We start from the raw sequence: 17,618 nt of genomic DNA on the forward strand, positions 1-17,618 counted from the left end.
CCGGTATAGCATCGGGCCCGGCGCCGCCATCCGGCGTCGCCTTCCTGAGGACGACCACACATGAAGCTCTACTACTCGCCGGGCGCCTGCTCGCTCTCCCCGCACATCGCCCTGCACGAAGCCGGTCTGGCCTTCGAGGCGATTCCTGCGCCGACCAAGACACACCAGCTGCCCGACGGCACCGACTACTACACCATCAACCCGCTGGGCTACGTGCCCCTGCTCGAACTCGCAGGCGGCGAGCGCCTGCGCGAAGGCCCGGCCATCGTGCAATACATCGCCGACCAGGTGCCGCAGAAGAACCTGGCCCCGGCCAACGGCACGCTGGCGCGCTACCAGATGCAATCCTGGCTGAACTTCATCGGCACCGAGGTGCACAAGGGCTTCTCGCCCCTGTTCAACCCGGCCACGCCCGACGAGGTGAAGACCGCCACCAAGGCCCGGCTGGCCCAGCGCCTGAAGTGGGTCGACGGTGAACTCGCCGGCAAGCAGTACCTCATGGGCAACGACTTCAGCGTCGCCGACGGTTACCTCTTCACCGTCACCAACTGGGCGCCGCGCGTGGGCGTGGACATCACCGACCTGGCCAACCTGAACGCCTACCGCGCCCGCATCGCGGCCCGCCCCGCCGTGCAGGCGGCGATGAAAGCCGAAGGCCTGATCTAGAGAAGCACCCCCGCGCCGCCTGCGGCGTCACCCCCTCCAGGGGGCGTGCCTGGCGGCCCGGCAAAGCCGGTTCCGAGGGCACTCTGGAGGGCGTTGTCTCACACCAGCGCCTTTTGCTTCATCGCGAACACCGCGCCCACCCAGAGCGCGACGGCCGAGAACACCAGGCCCCGCGCCAGGCCGCCCGGGCCGTCGGCGATGAAGCCCACCACCGTGGGGCCGACGATCTGGCCGGCCGCGAACACGATGGTGAAGGCGCTGATGCCCGCGGCCCACTGCGCGGGCGGCAGGTTGTGCCGCACCAGCGCGGTGGTCGAGGCCACCACCGACAGGAACACCCCCCCGAACACCAGGCCCGAGGCCAGCACCAGCGGCCAGCTGCTGGTGAGCGCCGGCACGATGGCCGCCACGCCCAGCAAGGCGTTGAGCCGCGCCAGCGCCCGGCCGTCGCGGTGCCGGTCCAGCAGGCCGGCCCAGATGCGCGACGAGGCCACCACCGCCACCCCGAGCAGGGCATAGAACAGCGTGATCGAGCCGGACGAACCGCCCTGCTCGCGCAGCAGCGCGATCACGAAGGTCATGTAGCCGATGTAGCCCACGCCAAAGCCCGCGTAACCCGCGAGCGAGAACACGAAGTCGCGCACCTGGAACACACGCCCGCCGCCCGCCTGTGCGCTGGCCGATGGCGCGGCGTGAGCGGCCAGCACGCGCGCCGGCCAGGCCATGAGCGCGGTGGCCAGCAGGCAGACCAGCGCCAGCCCCCACCAGGCCCAGGCCCATCCGTGCGGCTGGGACGCCGCCGCCGCCAGCACCGGTGGCACGCCCAGCGCCGAGACCACGATGCCCAGCCCCGTGCCGCCGTAGTACAGGCCCAGCAGGAAGCCACTGCGCCGCGACTGGCGCGCGCCCAGCCGCGCGGCCAGCAGACCGCCCACGATGAACACCACCGCACTCGCCACGCCCGCCAGCAGGCGCTGCGCGAGCAGCGGCGCGGCGGCCGTGAAGAAACCGCTCAGGCCCATGAACAGCGAGGCCAGCAGCGAGCCCGACAGCAGCAGGCCGGTGGGCGAAAAACGCCGCATCAGCCAGGGCGTGGCCAGCGCGCCGATCAGGTAGCCCAGCGCGTTGAAGGTGTTCATCGCGCCCGCCAGCGTGTAGCTCCAGCCCAGGTCCTCGCGCATCGGCGGCAGCAGCAGGCCGTAGGCGAAGCGCGTGATGCCCAGCGACACCGCCGCGCCGAGCGAGAGCGCCAGCGCGAGCCGCACGTAGGGCGTGGTATCGGGCACATCGGTGAGGGGGGCGGGTTCGGTGCGTGGGTTCATGGCTGGGCCATTGTGGTTCAAGCGGTGCCCCACGGTACCGGTGCCAATTCGGCGCGCAACGAAATGTCCACTGCCACGCAGCGGCCCCACACCGCACCACCGCGCTTAAGCTGGCGCCATGCCCGACCCTCGACACATCGCCGCGCTCCAGCAAGCCGAGCGCGAACGTTTCATCGCCACGCACCCGCAATCCCTGGCACTCGCCCAGGCCGCGCAGGTCCACTACCTGTTCGGCGTGCCCCTGCACTGGATGCGCGACTGGCCCAGCCCCGCCGCGCTGTTCGTGCGCGAAGCGCAGGGCGCCTCGCTCACCTGCGTGGACGGCCTGCGGCACACCGACTTCTGCCTCGGCGACACCGGCGCCATGTTCGGCCACAGCCCGGCACCGCTGGCCCAGGCCATCGCGCTGCAGGCCGCGCAAGGCCTCACCTGCATGCTGCCGGCGGCCAACGCGGTGGCGGTGGGCGAAGGGCTCGCGCGCGTGTTCGGCCTGCCGATGTGGCAGCTGGCGCTGACCGCCAGCGACGCCAACCGCTTCGTGCTGCGCTGGGCGCGCGCGATCACCCGGCGGCCGCAACTGCTGGTGTTCGACGGCTGTTACCACGGCGCGGTGGACGACACCCTGGTGGACCTGGACCCCGCGACCGGCCGCACGCTGCCGCGCCCCTCGGTGCTCGGCCAGGTCCACAACCACGCGGCCTTCACGCGCGTCGTGCCCTTCAACGACCTGCCCGCGCTCGAGGCCGCGCTGGCGCAGGGCGATGTGGCCTGCCTGCTGGCCGAGCCCGCGCTCACCAACTTCGGCCTAGTGCCACCCGCGCCCGGCTTCTGGGACGCGGCGCGCGACCTGTGCCGCCGGCACGGCGCGCTGTTCGTGTGCGACGAAACCCACACCATCTCCACCGCGCTGGGCGGCTACGCGCGGGCCCACGCGCTGGAGCCCGATTTCCTGGTGGTCGGCAAGGCGGTGGCCGGCGGCCTGCCCTGCGCGGTCTATGGCTTCACCGCCGAGATGGCCGACCGCATGGCCCGCGCCAAGGACGCCGCGCCCGAAGGCCACAGCGGCATCGGCACCACGCTCTCGGGCAATCCGCTCACGCTCGCCGCGCTGCAGGCCGCGCTCACCCACCTGCACACCGACGCCAGCTACACCCCCATGCTGGCGCTGGCCGAGCGGCTCGAAACCGGTTTGCGCGAGCGCATCGCCCGCGCCGCCAAACCCTGGACGGTGACGCGCCTGGGCGCGCGCCTGGAGCTGCAGTTCATGCCGCACACCCCGCGCGACGCGCAGGACGTGCGCGACCACGCCCAGGCCGGACTCGAAGCCCTCACCCACCTCTTCATGCTCAACCGGGGCGTGCTGCTCACGCCTTTCCACAGCATGATGCTGGTCTCGCCCACCACCACCGCGCAGGACGTGGCGCAGTTGCTGCAGGTCTTCGACGCGCTGCTGACCGCGCTCGCGGCCTAGGCCTCGCCCAGTCCCAGCGGCGCGGGCGCGCGCAGCACGATGCGGGTGAACAGCCGGTCGAACTGCGGGTCGCGCGGCCTGCGCGGGTTCAAGGGGTCGGTGTGCCGGGTGAAGGCCTCGTCCAGCACGGCCCAGTCCGCCTCGGTCAGCACCTTCTCGGCCACCGGCAGCAGGGCGGTTTCTTCCAGCCGCATGTGGTCCAGATAAAACGCCACGTAGCGCTGCGCCTCGGCCACGAAGGCCGGGCGGTGCAGGTCGCCCATGTACTCCCAGGCCATCAGCAGGTGCATCAGTTCGCGCACCCGCATCTCGCCGCTCATGTGGTCGCGCTCGAGCTGTTCGATGGTGGGCATCAGCTGCGGCGCCGCGCGCGCCAGGCGCGGGAACAGCAGGTTGGATTCCTTGGGATGGTGGTTCTTCTCGGGGAAGGCGTCGATGTAGAACAGCATCGCGCGCAGCACGTCGAAGTAACGCTCGGGGCCGCCCTCGCCGGACGCATCGGGGCCGATCCGCACCATCTGCGACAGCGTGGTCAGCATCGCGCTCAGGCTGGCGTGCTCGTCAAGGATCACGCGCACGGCGTCGTGTGTCGTCGTCATGGGAAGTCTCCTCCTCCTGCAGGAGCCCCGAGCATCGCGCGGCGGCCGCGCGCGCGCCTTGACGTGCATCAAGCCTTGAGCGCGGGCTCAGCGCTGCGGCGGCTTCCAGCGCTTGAGCAGCAGCGCGTTGCCGACCACGCTCACCGAGCTCAGGGCCATGGCCGCGCCCGCCACCACCGGGCTGAGAAAGCCCAGTGCCGCCAGCGGGATGCCGGCCACGTTGTAGGCAAAGGCCCAGAACAGGTTCTGCCGGATCTTGCGCACTGTGCGGCGCGAGATGTCCAGCGCGGCCGCCACCAGCAGCGGGTCGCCGCGCATGAGCGTGATGCCGGCGGCGTGCATGGCCACGTCGGCGCTCGCGCCCTGGCTGTGGCTCATGGCCATGCCCACGTCGGCGGCGGCCAGCGCGGGTGCGTCGTTCACGCCATCGCCCACCATGGCCACGGTGTGCAGGCGATCACCCACCACGGCCGCGCGCAGCTTGCGCACCACGGTCGCCTTGTCGCCCGGCAGCACTTCGGCGATCACCTCGTCGTGGTCCGCGCGCAGGCCCAGCCGCGAGCCCATGGCCAAGGCCGCACCGCGGTTGTCCCCCGAGACCATGAACAGCCGCATGCCCTGCGCCCGCAGGCCGGCGATGGCCTCGGCCGCGCCGGCCTTGGGCTCGTCGCCGAAGGCCAGCAGGGCCAGGGGCGCCCAGGTGGCGGCCGAGGCCGCATCACCCGGCGTCTGGCTGGCCAGCACCGACACCGTCGCACCCTCGGCCTGCAAGGCCTTGGCGCGCTCGTCCAGCGGGCCCAGCTTCGCGCCGAGCTCACCCATCCAGCGCAGGCTGCCCAGGGCCAGCAGCGCGCCGTTGACGCGCCCCTGGCTGCCCCGGCCCGAGACCGCCTGCACGTCCTGCGCGGCGTCCGGCGCCACCTCGATGGACCTGGAGGCCGCGGCCTCCAGCACCGCGCGCGCCAGCGGGTGCGCGCTCTGCGCCTGCAGCGCCGCCGCCACCTGCAGCACGGCGATCTCGTCCACGCCCGGTGCGGCCTCGATCACCGTCAGGCGCGGGTGGCCCTCGGTCAGCGTGCCCGTCTTGTCGAAGGCCACCGTGTCGACCTTGTGCGCGATCTCCAGCGCCTGCGCGTCCTTGATCAGGATGCCGTGCTGCGCCGCCACGCCGGTGCCAGCCATGATGGCCGCGGGTGTGGCCAGGCCCAAGGCACAGGGGCAGGCGATCACCAGCACCGCCACCGCGTGCAGCAAGGCCTCTTCCATCGGTGCGCCGGTCCCCAGCCAGCCCAGCAGCGTGACCAGCGCGATCACCAGCACCACCGGCACGAACACGGCCGCCACCTGGTCCACCATGCGCTGCACCGGTGCCTTGCCGGCCTGCGCGTCCTGCACCAGGCCGATGATCTGGGCCAGCACGCTTTGCGCGCCGACCGCGCGCACCCGCACGTCCACCGCGCCCTCGCCGTTGAGCGAGCCCCCGGTCACGCCATCGCCCACGTCCTTGGACACCGGCAGGGATTCGCCGGTCAGCATGGACTCGTCGGCCTGGGTGTGCCCCTGCACCACCATGCCGTCGGCCGCGAAGCGCTCACCCGGCAACACGCGGATCACATCGCCCGGCAGCAGCTCGTCCACCGCTACATCCGTCGTGTCCGTGCGGCGGATGCCATCGGGCAACAGGTGGGCCCGCTCGGGCCGCAGCGCATGCAGAGCGCGGATGGCCGTGGTGGTCTGGCGCTTGGCACGCGCCTCCAGCCACTTGCCCAGCAGCACCAGCGTGATCACCACCGCCGAGGCCTCGTAGTACAGGTGCGGCACCTCGCCCGCTTCGGCGCGCCACCACAGCCAGGTCGACAGCGCCCAACCGGCCGTGGTGCCGATCGCCACCAGCAGTTCCATGTTGCCGGTGCGCGCCTTGAGCGCGTGCCAGCCGGTTCGGTAGAAACGCGCGCCCAACACGAACTGCACCGGCGTGGCCAGCAGGAACTGGATCCAGGCCGGCAGCATCCAGTGCTGGCCAAACAGGTCCCCCACCATGGGCAGCACCAGCGGCGCCGAGAGCAGCACACCGATCAGCACCGGCAGCAGGTCGCGCGGCACGCCCATCACGCGCTCGGTGTCCTCCTCGTCCAGGGCTTCCAGCGTGCGCGGCTCGTAACCCGCGTCGCGCACCGCGCGCTTGATGCGCGCCAGCGATTCGGCCTCGTCCACGCCACTGAGCGTGACGCGCGCCGACTCGGTGGCCAGGTTCACGGTGGCGTCGCTCACGCCCGGTTGCTTGCGCAAGGCCTTCTCGACCCGCGTCACACACGAGGCGCAGGTCATGCCGCCCACACCCAGATCGATCTGGGTCAGTGGATAGGTCGAGAAGGTGGCACCGGCGTCGGAAGAGGCAGCGATCGTGTTCATGGGGTCAGCATAAGCTTTACCACCATGGGAAGGTCAAACGCGCTTGTAGCGAACTGTGACAGCGCGGCCACCGCTTGACCTTGACACCATGTCAAGGATCACAATGGCTTCATGTTCCATCCACCTTTGAAGAAAGACACCATGAAACAAGTCCTCGATGTGCACGGCATGACCTGCGGCCACTGCGAAAAGTCCGTGACCACCGCCATCAAGCTGCTCGATCCCCAGGCCGAAGTCCGCATCGACCGCGGCCAGAACCGCGTCGAGGTGAACAGCACGCAGACGCGCGAAGCCCTGGTCGAAGCGATCCGCGAAGAAGGCTACCAAGTGGCGGCCTGACCCCATGGCCACCGACCGCCTTCTGCATGCGCTGGCCCCCACCGGCGAGCAAGACCCGGGCGACGCGCTGATCCACTGGCCGGTCAGCATCGGCAAGGCGGCGCAGCTCAGCGGCATCTCGCCCAAGATGCTGCGCCACTACGAAAGCCTGGGCCTGCTCACGCCCGTGCCCCGCACCGACAGCAACTACCGCCAGTACAGCCTGGCCGACGTGCACACGCTGCGCTTCATCCGCCGTGCGCGCGACATGGGTTTCGGCCTGGACGCCATCACCGAACTCGTGAGCCTCTGGCACAACCGCCGGCGCAGCAGCGCCAGCGTCAAGCGCATCACGCAGAAACACCTGGACGAACTGGCCCAGCGCATCGAAGCCCTGCAGGCCATGCAGCGCACCCTGGACCAGCTGCTGCACCTGTGCCCCGGCGACGACCGACCCGACTGCCCCATCCTCGACGACCTGAGCCACCCCGCTTGCACAGTTGCTGCAAAAAGCAGCACAAAACTTTACAAACCCGCCACGTCGGCGGCACGGGGTGGAAACACGCGAGCCAGACACTGAAACCACTCCGCAGCCCGACACCTGTCCTGTGGAGATCCATCCTCAACAGACACCAGGAGTCCTCATGAAATCGCTTCCGAAACGCGCGCTGATCGCCACCGCCCTGGTGGGCACCTTCGCCACCGCCCTGGTGCAGGCCTCGGCCCTGCATCCCACGGCCCTGGCCGCCGGCACGGCCGACACCGTCACCGTCGTGGCCCAGGCCGACACGGCGGCCAAGCCGGCCGTCAAACCCGCCACCCCCACCGCCGAGCAGCGCGACCAGAAACGCGCCGAACGCCACGCCCAGATGCAGAAGCGCATGGCCGAGCGCCAGGCGGCCTTCAAGGCCGAACTCAAGCTCACCCCTGAACAGGAACCGGCATGGAACGCTTTTATTGCCCGCACCCAGCCTCAAGCCGGCGCCATGCCGCGCCAGAGCACCCGGGAAGACTGGTCCAAGCTGACCACGCCGCAGCGCCTGGACAAGATGCAGGCCCTGAAAGCCGAGCGCGATGCCGCGATGGCCAAACGCGTCGACGCGATCAAGAGCTTCTACGCGGTGTTGAACGCCGATCAACAAAAAGTCTTTGATTCAAAACACCTGGGTGGCTTCCAGCGCGCCGGCATGCACCGCGGCCACCGGGGTGAACACCGGCACCACGGCGAGCAACCGGGCGTGAAAAAGCCGGCCTGAACAAGCGCCCGGACCGCGCCAGGTTCCCGTTTCACTATTCTTCTAAATCTTTAAATACAAAATAGCAGTAGTAGTAGAGGGCGCTGTCCGGTGTGGACAAGCGCCCTTTTTCTTGCTGGATCAAGGACTTGGCTCGCTCAGAAGCCTGTGTGAAGGGCGCGGTTCCTTGGCGCTCGAAACGGGGATAACAAGGCAGTCACCCACTTTTCTGTGGATAACTCATGCGTTGTTAAAAAATTATTCACAGGTTTGTGCAAAACCCGCTCGTCGGTTGCTGAAACATGCCCTGACACCTGCACACCTTCCCGAGCCAAAACCCGTCAACCCGGCTGGTAAGATGCGCCGCTTCACAGCCAGACCTGCCGACCCGGCGTTCCTGCGGCTGGCCCGTTTTTGGATCTGTTTCGCCCATGTCTGTCGCCCTCGCAGGAAACGCGCCCGCCACCTTCGAAATCAAGAGCGCCCACCTGCCTTTGGTGGCTCTGATGCTCAAGTCGTCCAACCTGGATCTCCTGGCGCAGGAGTTCGCCCAGCGTTTTGGCGACATGCCCGATTTCTTCGACCACGATCCGGTGGTCATCGACCTGCACCCGTTGAACGTGGCCGAGGCCCATGCCCTGCCCGACTTCGGCGCGCTCCAGACCTTGCTGCGCCAGCACCGCCTCACGCCCCTGGCCGTGCGCGGCGGCACCATCGAACAGACCGCGCTGGCCGTGGCCGCCGGCCTCACGCCCGCGCCCGATGCCACCGTGCAACGGGCCGCCCCGTCGGCGGCACCGACCGAGACCACCTCGCCGGAGCCCGTGGCCGCGCCCCAGCCGATGCCCATGCCCGGTGCGCTGGTGATCGACAAGCCCCTGCGCTCGGGCCAGCAGGTTTATGCGCGCGGCCGTGACCTGGTGGTCATGGCCATGGTCAACCCGGGTGCCGAGGTGATCGCCGACGGCAACATCCACGTGTACGCGCCGCTGCGTGGCAAGGCCATCGCCGGTGCGCGCGGCTACGGGGAGGCGCGCATCTTCGCGCTGTCCATGGCGCCCGAACTCATTTCCATCGCCGGCATCTACCGCACCAGCGAAGTGGCCCTGCCCGAATCGGTCCAGGGCAAGACCGCGCAGGTGCGCCTGGTGCCCGGTCCCGATGGCGACAAACTCGTGATCGACGCCATCGGCGTCTGAGTCTCACCCCTTATTCGAATCGAAGGACTTTCACCATGACCAAGATTGTTGTCGTCACCTCCGGCAAGGGCGGCGTGGGCAAGACCACCACCAGCGCCAGCTTCGCCTCGGGCCTGGCCCTGCGCGGCCACAAGACCGCCGTCATCGATTTCGACGTGGGCCTGCGCAACCTGGACCTGATCATGGGCTGCGAACGCCGCGTGGTGTACGACCTGATCAATGTCATCCAGGGCGAGGCCAACCTGAACCAGGCCCTCATCAAGGACAAGCAGTGCGACAACCTGTTCGTGCTGGCCGCCAGCCAGACACGCGACAAGGACGCCCTGAGCCAGGAAGGCGTGCACAAGGTGCTGACCGACCTGTCGGCCATGGGCTTCGAGTACATCATTTGCGACTCGCCCGCCGGCATCGAGACCGGTGCGCTCATGGCCATGCACTACGCCGATGAGGCGCTGGTGGTGACCAACCCCGAGGTCTCCAGCGTGCGCGACTCCGACCGCATCCTGGGCATGCTGGGCAGCAAGACGCAGCGCGCCATCGAGGGCAAGGAACCGATCAAGGAACACCTGCTGATCACGCGCTATAACCCGGGCCGCGTGGCCGATGGCCAGATGCTCTCGCTCAGCGACATCCAGGACATCCTGCGCATCAAGCTGATCGGCGTGATTCCGGAAAGCGAAAGCGTGCTGACCGCCTCCAACCAGGGCATGCCGGCCATCCACCTCAAGGGCACGGACGTGGCCGAGGCCTACAGCGACGTGATCGACCGTTTCCTCGGTGCCGACAAACCGCTGCGCTTCATCGAGGCCGAAAAAGTGGGCTTCTTCAAGCGCCTGTTCGGAGGGAAGTAAGGCATGTCGATCCTGTCTTTCCTGCTGGGTGAAAAGAAGAAAACCGCCAGCGTCGCCAAGGAGCGCCTGCAGATCATCCTGGCGCACGAGCGCAGCGGGCGCAGCGCTTCCGAGCCCGACTACCTGCCCGCGCTGCAGCGTGAGCTGGTCGCGGTGATCGGCAAGTACATCAAGATCAACCCGGACGACATCAAGGTCCAGCTCGACCGCCAGGACAACCTGGACGTGCTCGAGGTCAAGATCGAGTTGCCCGACCGCAAGTGATCGGTGGCGGGCTGGGCCCGCCTCTGCAGTTCGTGCCTTCGATGCCTCATCTCGGGCCGTTTTTCACCTGCTCTATGCCGCCGGTGTGTGGAACATCCACCGGTTCCTAGACTCCAAGTCTTGGGGGTGGCGCCGGCTTGTCGGCGTGATGCGGTGGAAGAGCCGCACCCATCCCGGGTTTCGCGGCGCTGCTATGTTCTTGCTGGAAGGGTGCAAGGACGCGGTTTCCAGCTTGTCTGGCTTCTCCTCTGGGCCTGTTTGTGGGGCAAATCGGGGCCGAGCAACGCCGCTTTTTCATTCCCCCGGGGCCGGGATGCCGCTGCGGCATTCGAACGGGCCCTGGATGAAGGTGTGGGGCTCGACGGTGCAGGGTCCTTCCAGGGATTCCGGGTAGACGTAGTCGTTGCCCCATGGCACCAGGTCCGCCGGCATGCGGCGCTCCTGCTCGGGCCGCTGGGCGACGGCGACCTTCATGTAATCCGTCCAGACGGGCAATGCCAGGCTTCCCCCGGTCGCGTTGCCCAGGCTGCGCGACTGGTCGTACCCGATCCACACCACCGAAGCGACGCCCGATGAATAACCGGCGAACCAGGCATCGCGCGCGTCGTTGGACGTGCCGGTCTTGCCGGCCGTGTCTTCGCGCCCGAGTGCGCTCGCGCGCCGCCCCGTGCCGTGCCGCACCACGTCGCGCAGCATGCTGTCCATCACGTAGGCATTGCGTGGGGAGATCACCTGGCCGCGGGGCGACACCAGCGGCGCTTCGTAGAGCACCGCACCGCCGCGCTCGCTGACCTTGAGCACCAGGCGGGACTCGACCCGCTCTCCTTCGTTGGCGAACACCGCGTAGGCCTCGGTGAGCTGCAGCGGGGTCACCGCACCCGCGCCCAGCGCCAGCGGCAGGATCGGGGGATTGAGCTCGGCCGCGAAACCGAAACGGGTGGCGAACTGCTGCACATATTCCGTGCCGGCGGCGTCCATGAGGTTGACCGCCACCACGTTCTTCGAGCGCGCCAGGGCCCGCCGGGCCGTGATGAAGCCTTCGTACTGGTTGCCGTAGTTGCGCGGCCGCCAGGCCTTGCGGCCGCGCGCCGAGGGCGTGACCAGCCGCTGCGTGTCGTCGACCAGGGTGCCGGGGAAATAACCTTTTTCCAGCGCGGCGGAAAACACGAAGGGCTTGAAGGTCGATCCCGGCTGGCGCACCGCCTGCACCGCGTGGTCGAACTGGTTGAACGCAAAGTCGAAGCCCCCGGCCAGTGCCAGGATCTCACCCGACCTCGCATCGATGGACACCAGCGCGCCCTGCATCTGCGGCAGCTGTGTCAGCCGCCAGCGCCCGGCCGTGTCGGCCACGACACGAACGACGGCGCCCGGTTCGATGCGCCTGCGCGCCGGTGCGTCCGGTTTGAGCAGCGCGCTGCTGCCCGGGCTCAGCGTGTGGCGTGCAATGCGAATCACGGTGCCGTCGCGCAGGGCGGCCGTGATGCCGGCGGAGGTCGAGGCTTCCAGCACGGTGGCCACGCGCAAGGCGCCACTGTCCCGGTAGGGCGCGAGGGCCCGGCGGATGCCGGCCGGGTCGGCGGCCTGCACGGCTTGCTTCAGATGGCCTTCCGGCCCGGCGGGGCCGCGCTGGTGCTGTGCGTTCAACAGGCCGGTGCGCAAGGCATGGGTGGCGGCGCGCTGCTCGGCCACGCGGATGGTGGTGGTCACATCCAGGCCCCGCGAGTAGGCCTCGTCCCCATAACGCTCCACCAGCATCCTGCGAACCTGTTCGACCGCGTAGGCCGATGCCGGATCGGTCGACGGGTGGTTCAGCGCCAAGGTCAGGGGCTCGGCGCGGGCCTGCTCGTAGGCCGGCTCATCGAGATGCCCCAGCTCGCGCATGCGCTTGAGAATGTGCTGCTGGCGCACGGTGGCGCGCTCGCGGTTGGCGACCGGGTTGTAGGCGGAGGGCGCCTTGGGCAGGCCGGCCAGCATGGCCGCCTCGGCGACGCTGAGCTGGTCGAGCGTCTTGTCGAAGTAGACCGATGCGGCCGCCGCGAAACCGTAGGCCCGTTCGCCCAGGTAGATCTGGTTCATGTACAGCTCCAGGATCTTGTCCTTGCTGTAGACCGATTCGAGCTTGTAGGCCAGCATGATCTCCATGACCTTGCGCCGGTAGGTCTTCTCCCGGCTCAGGAAGAAGACCCGCGCGACCTGCATGGAGATGGTGCTGCCACCTTGCGCATGCCCACCGGCCACGAGGTTGCCGAGCGCCGCGCGAACGAGGCCCGCGTAATCCACCGCCCCGTGTTCGTGGAACCGCGCGTCCTCGATGGCCAGCAAGGCTTGCTGCATGCGCAACGGGATGCGCTCGATCGGCACGAACTCGCGCCGCTCTTCGCCGTACTCGGCGAGCAGGCTGCCGTCCCTGGCGTGGATGCGCATGGGCAGCATCGGTTCGTAGTGGGCCAGGTGACCGACCTCGGGCACCTGCTGCCACAGGCGGTGCAAGGCATGGGCGGCGCCGAGGGCAACGCCGATGCACAGGCCAAGGGCCAGCGCGGCGAAGAACCGGACCGTGAAAGGGGTTCGAAAGGGGAACATGGGCAAGGCTCAGGTGAAAGCGCCTCTCCCCCTGTCCTTTTACCTGAGAGTTTCGACTGCGTCGGCAGTCTGCCCCTTCGGTGTGCCGGTGCGCGCGTGGTGCGGCCCGGCCTCTCTCCAGTCGGCGAAATGTGTCTGCGGTCCGGTGGCCTGAGCGATCATGGGAGTTTGCGCCTTCGGCGGAGGCGCGACACGCCTCGCTCTCCCGCAGAGCGTCGCAGTCTATCAGAGGGTCAAAACCCGGGCGTCACACCGGTGCGCGGGCACCCGTGCCACCAGGCCAGGGCGTGAGCACCTCGTGTCCCTCGGGCGTGACGGCCACCATGTGTTCCCACTGGGCGGACAGGGAGCGGTCCCTGGTCACGACGGTCCACCCATCGGCCAAGGTCCGGGTCTCGCGCTGGCCTGCGTTGAGCATGGGTTCGATGGTGAAGACCATCCCCGGCTCCAGCCTGAGCCCCTCGCCGCGCCGGCCATGGTGAAGCACGTTCGGTTCTTCGTGGTAGATCCGGCCAATGCCGTGCCCGCAGTACTCGCGCACCACGCTGAAGTGCTCTCGATGGGCGACGGACTGGATGGCATGGCCAATGTCCCCCAGCGTCGCGCCGGGCCTGACCTGCCGGATGCCGGCCAGCAGGGCTTCGTAGGTGGTCTCCACCAGACGCCGGGCCAGCACGTTGGGTGTGCCGACGAAGTACATGCGGCTGGTGTCGCCGAACCAGCCATCCTGGTTGACGGCCACGTCGATGTTGATGATGTCGCCCTTCTTCAGCAGCTTGTCGGGCGAGGGGATGCCGTGGCAGACCACCTGGTTGACGGAGGTGAGGATGGTCTTGGGATACCCGTGGTACCCCAGGTTGGCCGGGATGGCGCCCTGGACATTCACGATGTGGTCGTGGCAGATCCGGTCCAGCGTCTCCGTGCTGACCCCGGGGACGACGTGGGGCTCGATCATGCCGAGCACCTCCGCGGCCAGCCTGCCGGCGCGCCGCGCCATCTCAATGTCCTCGGCCGACTTGATGGTGATGCCGCGAGCCACTAGCGCTGGCCCGCTGGGGCTGTGCGGGCCTTGCCCGCTGGGGTCGCGGCCGCCACGGTGATGTCCAGGCCCCCCGCGAGTTCCGCCCGCACCAACAGCTGGCAGATCTCCCGGTGGTCCAGCGCCGGGTGAAGCTCGGTCAGCATGCCGACCCGCATCCAGTGTTCGGCCTGCGCATTGATGGACCTGCTCAGCGCATTCCCCGCCACGCGCAGGTTCTCGTGCATCAGGTCCGAAATCTTGACGATCCCCATTCATCACCTCTATATGAAACGTATATGAATTATATACGCCTCGAGGTGGACGGCGGCTAATTGGGGTTGGCCGGCGGGGTGGGTGGCGCGGCGGTCGGTGGGGGTCCACCGGATCCAGCAGGCCCTTGGGCGGGTTGCGCTTCATTTCACCGGCCAGCGTCAGCTGCTCGGGACTCATGCATTCATCGGCGAGCCGCTTGCCCAGTTGCTGGCTCATGAGCATGGACTTGTTGCCCAGCTGCAGCCACATGGCGCCCCGCTTCGGGTCTTCGAGACGGATGGCACCGGTGCGGCTTTCCACCGGGTGCATGTAGTACCGCGCGTTGCGCATGTTCTTCACCTGCACGATGAAGAACCCTTGCCGCTTGGCGGGCACGATCTCCACAGCCGAGCCGAGTTCGCAGGGGATGTTGCCGAGGTACACGCGCTGCGCGACCGCGAGATCGGCTTCGGTGAGGTTCACGCTGGAATCCTCTTCGATCGGCGTCACTTCTTCCACGGCCTTGGCCGCGGAGCGCGCCAGCGGCGCGCGTTTGGTCGTGGTGGTGGGTTTGGCCGCCGGCTTGGCGGCGGGCTTCGCGGGGGTCTGCTGCGCCATCACCGGGATGGGCGCGAACGCCACGGCGCTCAGGGAGAAGACAAGGGCAAGGATTTTCATGGGCCCTAGTCTGCCCGCATGGCCGCTGAAATGCTGTTCGCAGATGTTTCGACCGCATCCACCGTGGGCTGCCCATGGCGCGGCTAGGGAAAGAACAACAGGACGGCGAACACGGCAAACAGCGCGAGGTGCATGTAACCCTGCAGCGCCGAGGTGCGCTGGCCGTTGAAGGTGAGCATGCTCAGCACGGCGGTGGCCACAAACAGCGCCGTGTCCATGTGGGAGATGCCCATGACGACCTGCTTGTCGTACAACAAGCCAATGGCCAGCACCGCGGGAACCGTGAGCCCCACGGTGGAGACAAAGGCACCCAGACACAGGTTCACGGCCCGCTGCATCTCATTGCCCAGCGCCGCGCGCACGGCGGTCAAGGACTCGGGGGTGAACACGATCAGGGCGATGAGCACGCCACTCACGGCCACGGGCGCGCCCGCGGCCGCAATGCCGTAGTCGAGCACGACGGCCAGGTGGTGGCCCAGCAGAACGATCGGAACAATCATGGCCAGCAGCAGCAGCGAATGCACCCAGACATCCTTCCTGCTTTGCTGGACAGAACCCTCCGCCTTTTCGGTCTCGGTCGGCGCCCTGGAGGTCCGCTCCATGCGGCGCACCACCATCGCCCCGGGAGGGGGCTGAACGAAGAGGCGCTTGTGGCTGCCGATCTGCTTCCACAGGAAGGCCGCGTACAGCAGCGCGGTGAGGACACCGATGCCCATCGCCTGCTCAGGCCCGAATTCACCCGCCGTGCTGGTGAACTTCGGCAGCACCAGGGCCACCGTGGTCAACAGGGCAATCATCGACAGGTAAGCCGTCGCCCCCTGCGCATTGAATTCCTGTTCGCCATGCCGGGCAGCGCCCACCGTCAGGCAGATCCCCATCACGAGGTTCAGGATGATCATCAACACGGCAAAAATGGAATCGCGCCCGATCGTGGGGGCTTCCCCCGGTCCCAACAGCACCGAGGCAATCAGGATGACCTCGATGGACACGATGGACAGCGTCAGGATGAGCGTGCCGTACGGCTCGCCCAGTTTGTGCGCCAGGTAGTCCGCCTCATGCACGACACCAAACGATGCCGCCACGATGGTGGCCAGCAGCACGGCGAAGCTCAGGCCGGCGACACCGGGTGTGAGTGGCGCGGCCAGCCAGGAGGCACCGTAAAAAGAGAACAACCCCACCACGACCCATGCACCGAGCAGAAGCGCCCAGGTGGCCGGAGAGATGAGCCGCGCGCGCGCGGCGGGCGGGTGGAGGGGGGAGGCGTTGACCATGGCGACCACTTTCACAAGCAGTGCGGGGGCCGTCCCTCGCGGTTGAATCCATGCCGATGGGGTCGTCCCCATTCGGCCTCACACTTGGCGCGTGAGCCCCACAATTATAGGTTTCGAGCTTGTGACCCCGTGAACCGCCTCAGCCGCGCCTCTCCTCTCAGGGCATTGGCGCGGGCCTGAACAGGACCTGTGAAGCGGCCCTGTTCGGGCGCCATGCGGCTGGAGAAGAAACGGTGCTCGTGACCGCTCAGAGATGGGCCGATGCCATGTGGGCCATGGCCAAGGCCGTGTCCGGCGCGGAGCCATCCTCCAGATGCCAGCAAGCGGAAAGACCCGCCCAGGCCAGGATCCATTGAAGCAGCCGCCTGCGCTCGAGACCCGCCGAGGCGGCAACCACCTCCAGCCTGCGAAGAAACCGCTCCGGCGAGGTGGCGGTCTCAGCGTCGGGATTGCAGAAGAGGTTGGCGTAGTCAAACCCGCGTTCGCCCCACAGGCCCTTGGGGTCGATCGCGAGCCAACCGCGCGGACCGAAGTCCAGGACGTTGCCGTGGTGGATGTCCCCGTGAAGCACACCGACATCCCGCGCCGAGGCCAACAAGTCCCGTGCGGTCGCTGCGGCCGTGGCGAAGATGCCGCCTCTTGCTGCCGCGCAGGCCTCCAGCCCTTGAAACCAGGTGGGCAAGTCGGTGAGTGCCGGTGGCGGCTCTGGCCGCGGCGCGTGCAGTCGGGCGACCACGGCACACAGGATGTTGCTGGCTTCATCGTCGCGCCCATGGCGAGCCATCTCGGCGAGCGCCATGCCGCCTGGCGCTCGCTCCAACAGCAGCGCCGGGCCCTCGTGGGCCAGCACCCTGGCCGCACCGTCGCCCTGCCACCAGGCCATCAATGCCGCGCCGGCCCGCTCCTCCTGTTGGGTGGACAGCTTCAACATGGCGGGCGTCCCGTGGAACCGCACGGGCAGGAGCTGCCCGCTGTTCGTGACGACAGGTGCACCATCGGGCACCAGGCCCCAGCGATGGACGTACTCGGCCCTCATCCCGACACCTTAGCGCATGCCCCCTGTCACCTGCATTGCTCGTCAAACGTGCTCGTCATGGTGGACACCACTTCGGGGCGGATGCCGAGCCAGGTCTCGACCTTCATGTTCGTGGCCTTGGCTTCGCATTGGAGCCGCGCCTGTTCGGGCGGTTTTGCCGGCATCAGCTTGATCAAACCCGACAGGGCATCGCAATACTGTTTGAAGTTCTTCACGCGCAATGCGTTGTCTCTCTGGGTGCGGAGCTTGTCGTACTCGGCACATTGCGGATCGGGTGCCGCGGTGGACACCGCGGCGAGCAAGGACAGGGTCAGGCCAAGAAGGAGTTTGCGCATGGGAACGGGTCCCGGGCGGGACGTGGTTGGATCGGAAGGGGCGAGGGTCAACAGACGATCGCGAGTATTCATCGCGACCCTCCCTGGCGTGAAGTGACCCCGGTC

18 protein-coding genes and 1 riboswitch are annotated in these 17,618 nt (G+C 68.2%); of the genes, 9 read left to right on the forward strand and 9 right to left on the reverse strand.

Annotation, left to right across the window (positions count from 1 at the left end):
* Window positions 1-60 precede the first annotated feature (60 nt).
* Window positions 61-666 (forward strand): glutathione transferase GstA, encoded by a 606-nt coding sequence (gene gstA, locus ABSY19_RS13900; RefSeq protein ID WP_382163594.1) that lies wholly within the window; start codon window positions 61-63, stop codon window positions 664-666.
* 98 nt (window positions 667-764) lie between these two features.
* Here gstA and ABSY19_RS13905 read toward each other — a convergent pair whose 3' ends face one another.
* Window positions 765-1,988, reverse strand: a complete 1,224-nt coding sequence (locus ABSY19_RS13905) for a YbfB/YjiJ family MFS transporter (protein ID WP_382163596.1) — start codon at window positions 1,986-1,988, stop codon at window positions 765-767.
* 118 nt (window positions 1,989-2,106) lie between these two features.
* On the opposite strand from ABSY19_RS13905, the gene ABSY19_RS13910 reads away from it, so the two are divergent.
* On the forward strand, window positions 2,107-3,459 hold the full coding sequence (locus tag ABSY19_RS13910; RefSeq protein WP_382163598.1) for a transaminase: 1,353 nt from the start codon (window positions 2,107-2,109) through the stop codon (window positions 3,457-3,459).
* Here ABSY19_RS13910 and ABSY19_RS13915 read toward each other — a convergent pair.
* A complete protein-coding gene (locus tag ABSY19_RS13915) occupies window positions 3,456-4,058 on the reverse strand; it encodes a hemerythrin domain-containing protein (RefSeq protein WP_382163599.1) in 603 nt (200 codons plus the stop codon). The two genes, ABSY19_RS13910 and ABSY19_RS13915, sit on opposite strands and share 4 nt — an antisense overlap.
* 87 nt (window positions 4,059-4,145) lie before the next feature.
* Window positions 4,146-6,470, reverse strand: coding sequence for a heavy metal translocating P-type ATPase (locus ABSY19_RS13920; RefSeq protein WP_382163601.1), 2,325 nt, complete (start codon window positions 6,468-6,470; stop codon window positions 4,146-4,148).
* A 141-nt stretch (window positions 6,471-6,611) separates the two neighbouring features.
* Between ABSY19_RS13920 and ABSY19_RS13925 the strand changes: the two genes are divergently transcribed.
* The 6 genes from ABSY19_RS13925 (at window position 6,612) to minE (ending at window position 10,337) form a co-directional block, all read left to right on the forward strand.
* Window positions 6,612-6,809 carry a heavy-metal-associated domain-containing protein gene (locus ABSY19_RS13925; RefSeq protein ID WP_382163603.1) on the forward strand — a complete coding sequence of 66 codons (198 nt, stop codon included), beginning with the start codon at window positions 6,612-6,614 and terminating at the stop codon, window positions 6,807-6,809.
* 127 nt (window positions 6,810-6,936) lie between these two features.
* Complete coding sequence (locus ABSY19_RS13930; protein ID WP_382163800.1) at window positions 6,937-7,368, forward strand: MerR family DNA-binding protein; 432 nt, start codon at window positions 6,937-6,939, stop codon at window positions 7,366-7,368.
* A 64-nt stretch (window positions 7,369-7,432) separates the two neighbouring features.
* Entirely contained in the window at window positions 7,433-8,044 is a 612-nt protein-coding gene (locus ABSY19_RS13935) for a Spy/CpxP family protein refolding chaperone (protein ID WP_382163605.1), read from the forward strand.
* 410 nt (window positions 8,045-8,454) lie between these two features.
* Window positions 8,455-9,222, forward strand: a complete 768-nt coding sequence (minC, locus tag ABSY19_RS13940; RefSeq protein WP_382163607.1) for a septum site-determining protein MinC — start codon at window positions 8,455-8,457, stop codon at window positions 9,220-9,222.
* Window positions 9,223-9,257: 35 nt separating this feature from the next.
* Window positions 9,258-10,073, forward strand: a complete 816-nt coding sequence (gene minD / locus ABSY19_RS13945) for a septum site-determining protein MinD (protein WP_291116397.1) — start codon at window positions 9,258-9,260, stop codon at window positions 10,071-10,073.
* A 3-nt stretch (window positions 10,074-10,076) separates the two neighbouring features.
* Window positions 10,077-10,337, forward strand: coding sequence for a cell division topological specificity factor MinE (minE, locus tag ABSY19_RS13950; protein ID WP_204735402.1), 261 nt, complete (start codon window positions 10,077-10,079; stop codon window positions 10,335-10,337).
* Window positions 10,338-10,631: 294 nt separating this feature from the next.
* On the opposite strand, the gene ABSY19_RS13955 is transcribed toward minE, so the two are convergent.
* From ABSY19_RS13955 to ABSY19_RS13965, 3 genes are all read right to left on the reverse strand, one after another.
* Window positions 10,632-12,920, reverse strand: a complete 2,289-nt coding sequence (locus tag ABSY19_RS13955; protein WP_382163609.1) for a penicillin-binding protein 1A — start codon at window positions 12,918-12,920, stop codon at window positions 10,632-10,634.
* Between the two features lie 128 nt (window positions 12,921-13,048).
* A riboswitch (glycine riboswitch) is annotated at window positions 13,049-13,138 on the reverse strand.
* Window positions 13,139-13,167: 29 nt separating this feature from the next.
* The gene (gene map / locus ABSY19_RS13960) at window positions 13,168-13,959 is read right to left on the reverse strand and encodes a type I methionyl aminopeptidase (RefSeq protein WP_382163611.1); all 792 of its coding nucleotides are present in this window, start codon (window positions 13,957-13,959) and stop codon (window positions 13,168-13,170) included.
* Entirely contained in the window at window positions 13,959-14,213 is a 255-nt protein-coding gene (locus ABSY19_RS13965) for a ParD-like family protein (protein WP_382163615.1), read from the reverse strand. The genes map and ABSY19_RS13965 overlap by 1 nt, the downstream gene beginning before the upstream one ends.
* A gap of 82 nt (window positions 14,214-14,295) precedes the next feature.
* Here ABSY19_RS13965 and ABSY19_RS13970 point away from each other — a divergent pair, with 82 nt between their 5' ends.
* The gene (locus ABSY19_RS13970) at window positions 14,296-14,880 is read left to right on the forward strand and encodes a hypothetical protein (RefSeq protein WP_382163619.1); all 585 of its coding nucleotides are present in this window, start codon (window positions 14,296-14,298) and stop codon (window positions 14,878-14,880) included.
* Between the two features lie 74 nt (window positions 14,881-14,954).
* Here the strand turns inward: ABSY19_RS13970 and ABSY19_RS13975 are convergent, their stop codons facing one another.
* From ABSY19_RS13975 to ABSY19_RS13985, 3 genes are all read right to left on the reverse strand, one after another.
* Window positions 14,955-16,142 carry a calcium:proton antiporter gene (locus tag ABSY19_RS13975; RefSeq protein WP_382163621.1) on the reverse strand — a complete coding sequence of 396 codons (1,188 nt, stop codon included), beginning with the start codon at window positions 16,140-16,142 and terminating at the stop codon, window positions 14,955-14,957.
* Window positions 16,143-16,389: 247 nt separating this feature from the next.
* Window positions 16,390-17,178, reverse strand: coding sequence for an aminoglycoside phosphotransferase family protein (locus tag ABSY19_RS13980; protein ID WP_382163622.1), 789 nt, complete (start codon window positions 17,176-17,178; stop codon window positions 16,390-16,392).
* Between the two features lie 26 nt (window positions 17,179-17,204).
* On the reverse strand, window positions 17,205-17,513 hold the full coding sequence (locus ABSY19_RS13985; RefSeq protein WP_382163624.1) for a hypothetical protein: 309 nt from the start codon (window positions 17,511-17,513) through the stop codon (window positions 17,205-17,207).
* Window positions 17,514-17,618: the final 105 nt, after the last annotated feature.

This window comes from Hydrogenophaga sp. ANAO-22, assembly GCF_042466645.1.
Lineage (GTDB): Bacteria > Pseudomonadota > Gammaproteobacteria > Burkholderiales > Burkholderiaceae_C > Hydrogenophaga.

Coding starts and splice junctions, on each gene's coding strand:
- gstA (WP_382163594.1), top strand. CDS start 61: ATGAAGCTCTACTACTCGCCGGGCGCCTGCTCGCTCTCCCCGCACATC.
- ABSY19_RS13905 (WP_382163596.1), bottom strand. CDS start 1,988: ATGAACCCACGCACCGAACCCGCCCCCCTCACCGATGTGCCCGATACC.
- ABSY19_RS13910 (WP_382163598.1), top strand. CDS start 2,107: ATGCCCGACCCTCGACACATCGCCGCGCTCCAGCAAGCCGAGCGCGAA.
- ABSY19_RS13915 (WP_382163599.1), bottom strand. CDS start 4,058: ATGACGACGACACACGACGCCGTGCGCGTGATCCTTGACGAGCACGCC.
- ABSY19_RS13920 (WP_382163601.1), bottom strand. CDS start 6,470: ATGAACACGATCGCTGCCTCTTCCGACGCCGGTGCCACCTTCTCGACC.
- ABSY19_RS13925 (WP_382163603.1), top strand. CDS start 6,612: ATGAAACAAGTCCTCGATGTGCACGGCATGACCTGCGGCCACTGCGAA.
- ABSY19_RS13930 (WP_382163800.1), top strand. CDS start 6,937: ATGCTGCGCCACTACGAAAGCCTGGGCCTGCTCACGCCCGTGCCCCGC.
- ABSY19_RS13935 (WP_382163605.1), top strand. CDS start 7,433: ATGAAATCGCTTCCGAAACGCGCGCTGATCGCCACCGCCCTGGTGGGC.
- minC (WP_382163607.1), top strand. CDS start 8,455: ATGTCTGTCGCCCTCGCAGGAAACGCGCCCGCCACCTTCGAAATCAAG.
- minD (WP_291116397.1), top strand. CDS start 9,258: ATGACCAAGATTGTTGTCGTCACCTCCGGCAAGGGCGGCGTGGGCAAG.
- minE (WP_204735402.1), top strand. CDS start 10,077: ATGTCGATCCTGTCTTTCCTGCTGGGTGAAAAGAAGAAAACCGCCAGC.
- ABSY19_RS13955 (WP_382163609.1), bottom strand. CDS start 12,920: ATGTTCCCCTTTCGAACCCCTTTCACGGTCCGGTTCTTCGCCGCGCTG.
- ABSY19_RS13965 (WP_382163615.1), bottom strand. CDS start 14,213: ATGGGGATCGTCAAGATTTCGGACCTGATGCACGAGAACCTGCGCGTG.
- ABSY19_RS13975 (WP_382163621.1), bottom strand. CDS start 16,142: ATGGTCAACGCCTCCCCCCTCCACCCGCCCGCCGCGCGCGCGCGGCTC.
- ABSY19_RS13980 (WP_382163622.1), bottom strand. CDS start 17,178: ATGAGGGCCGAGTACGTCCATCGCTGGGGCCTGGTGCCCGATGGTGCA.
- ABSY19_RS13985 (WP_382163624.1), bottom strand. CDS start 17,513: ATGCGCAAACTCCTTCTTGGCCTGACCCTGTCCTTGCTCGCCGCGGTG.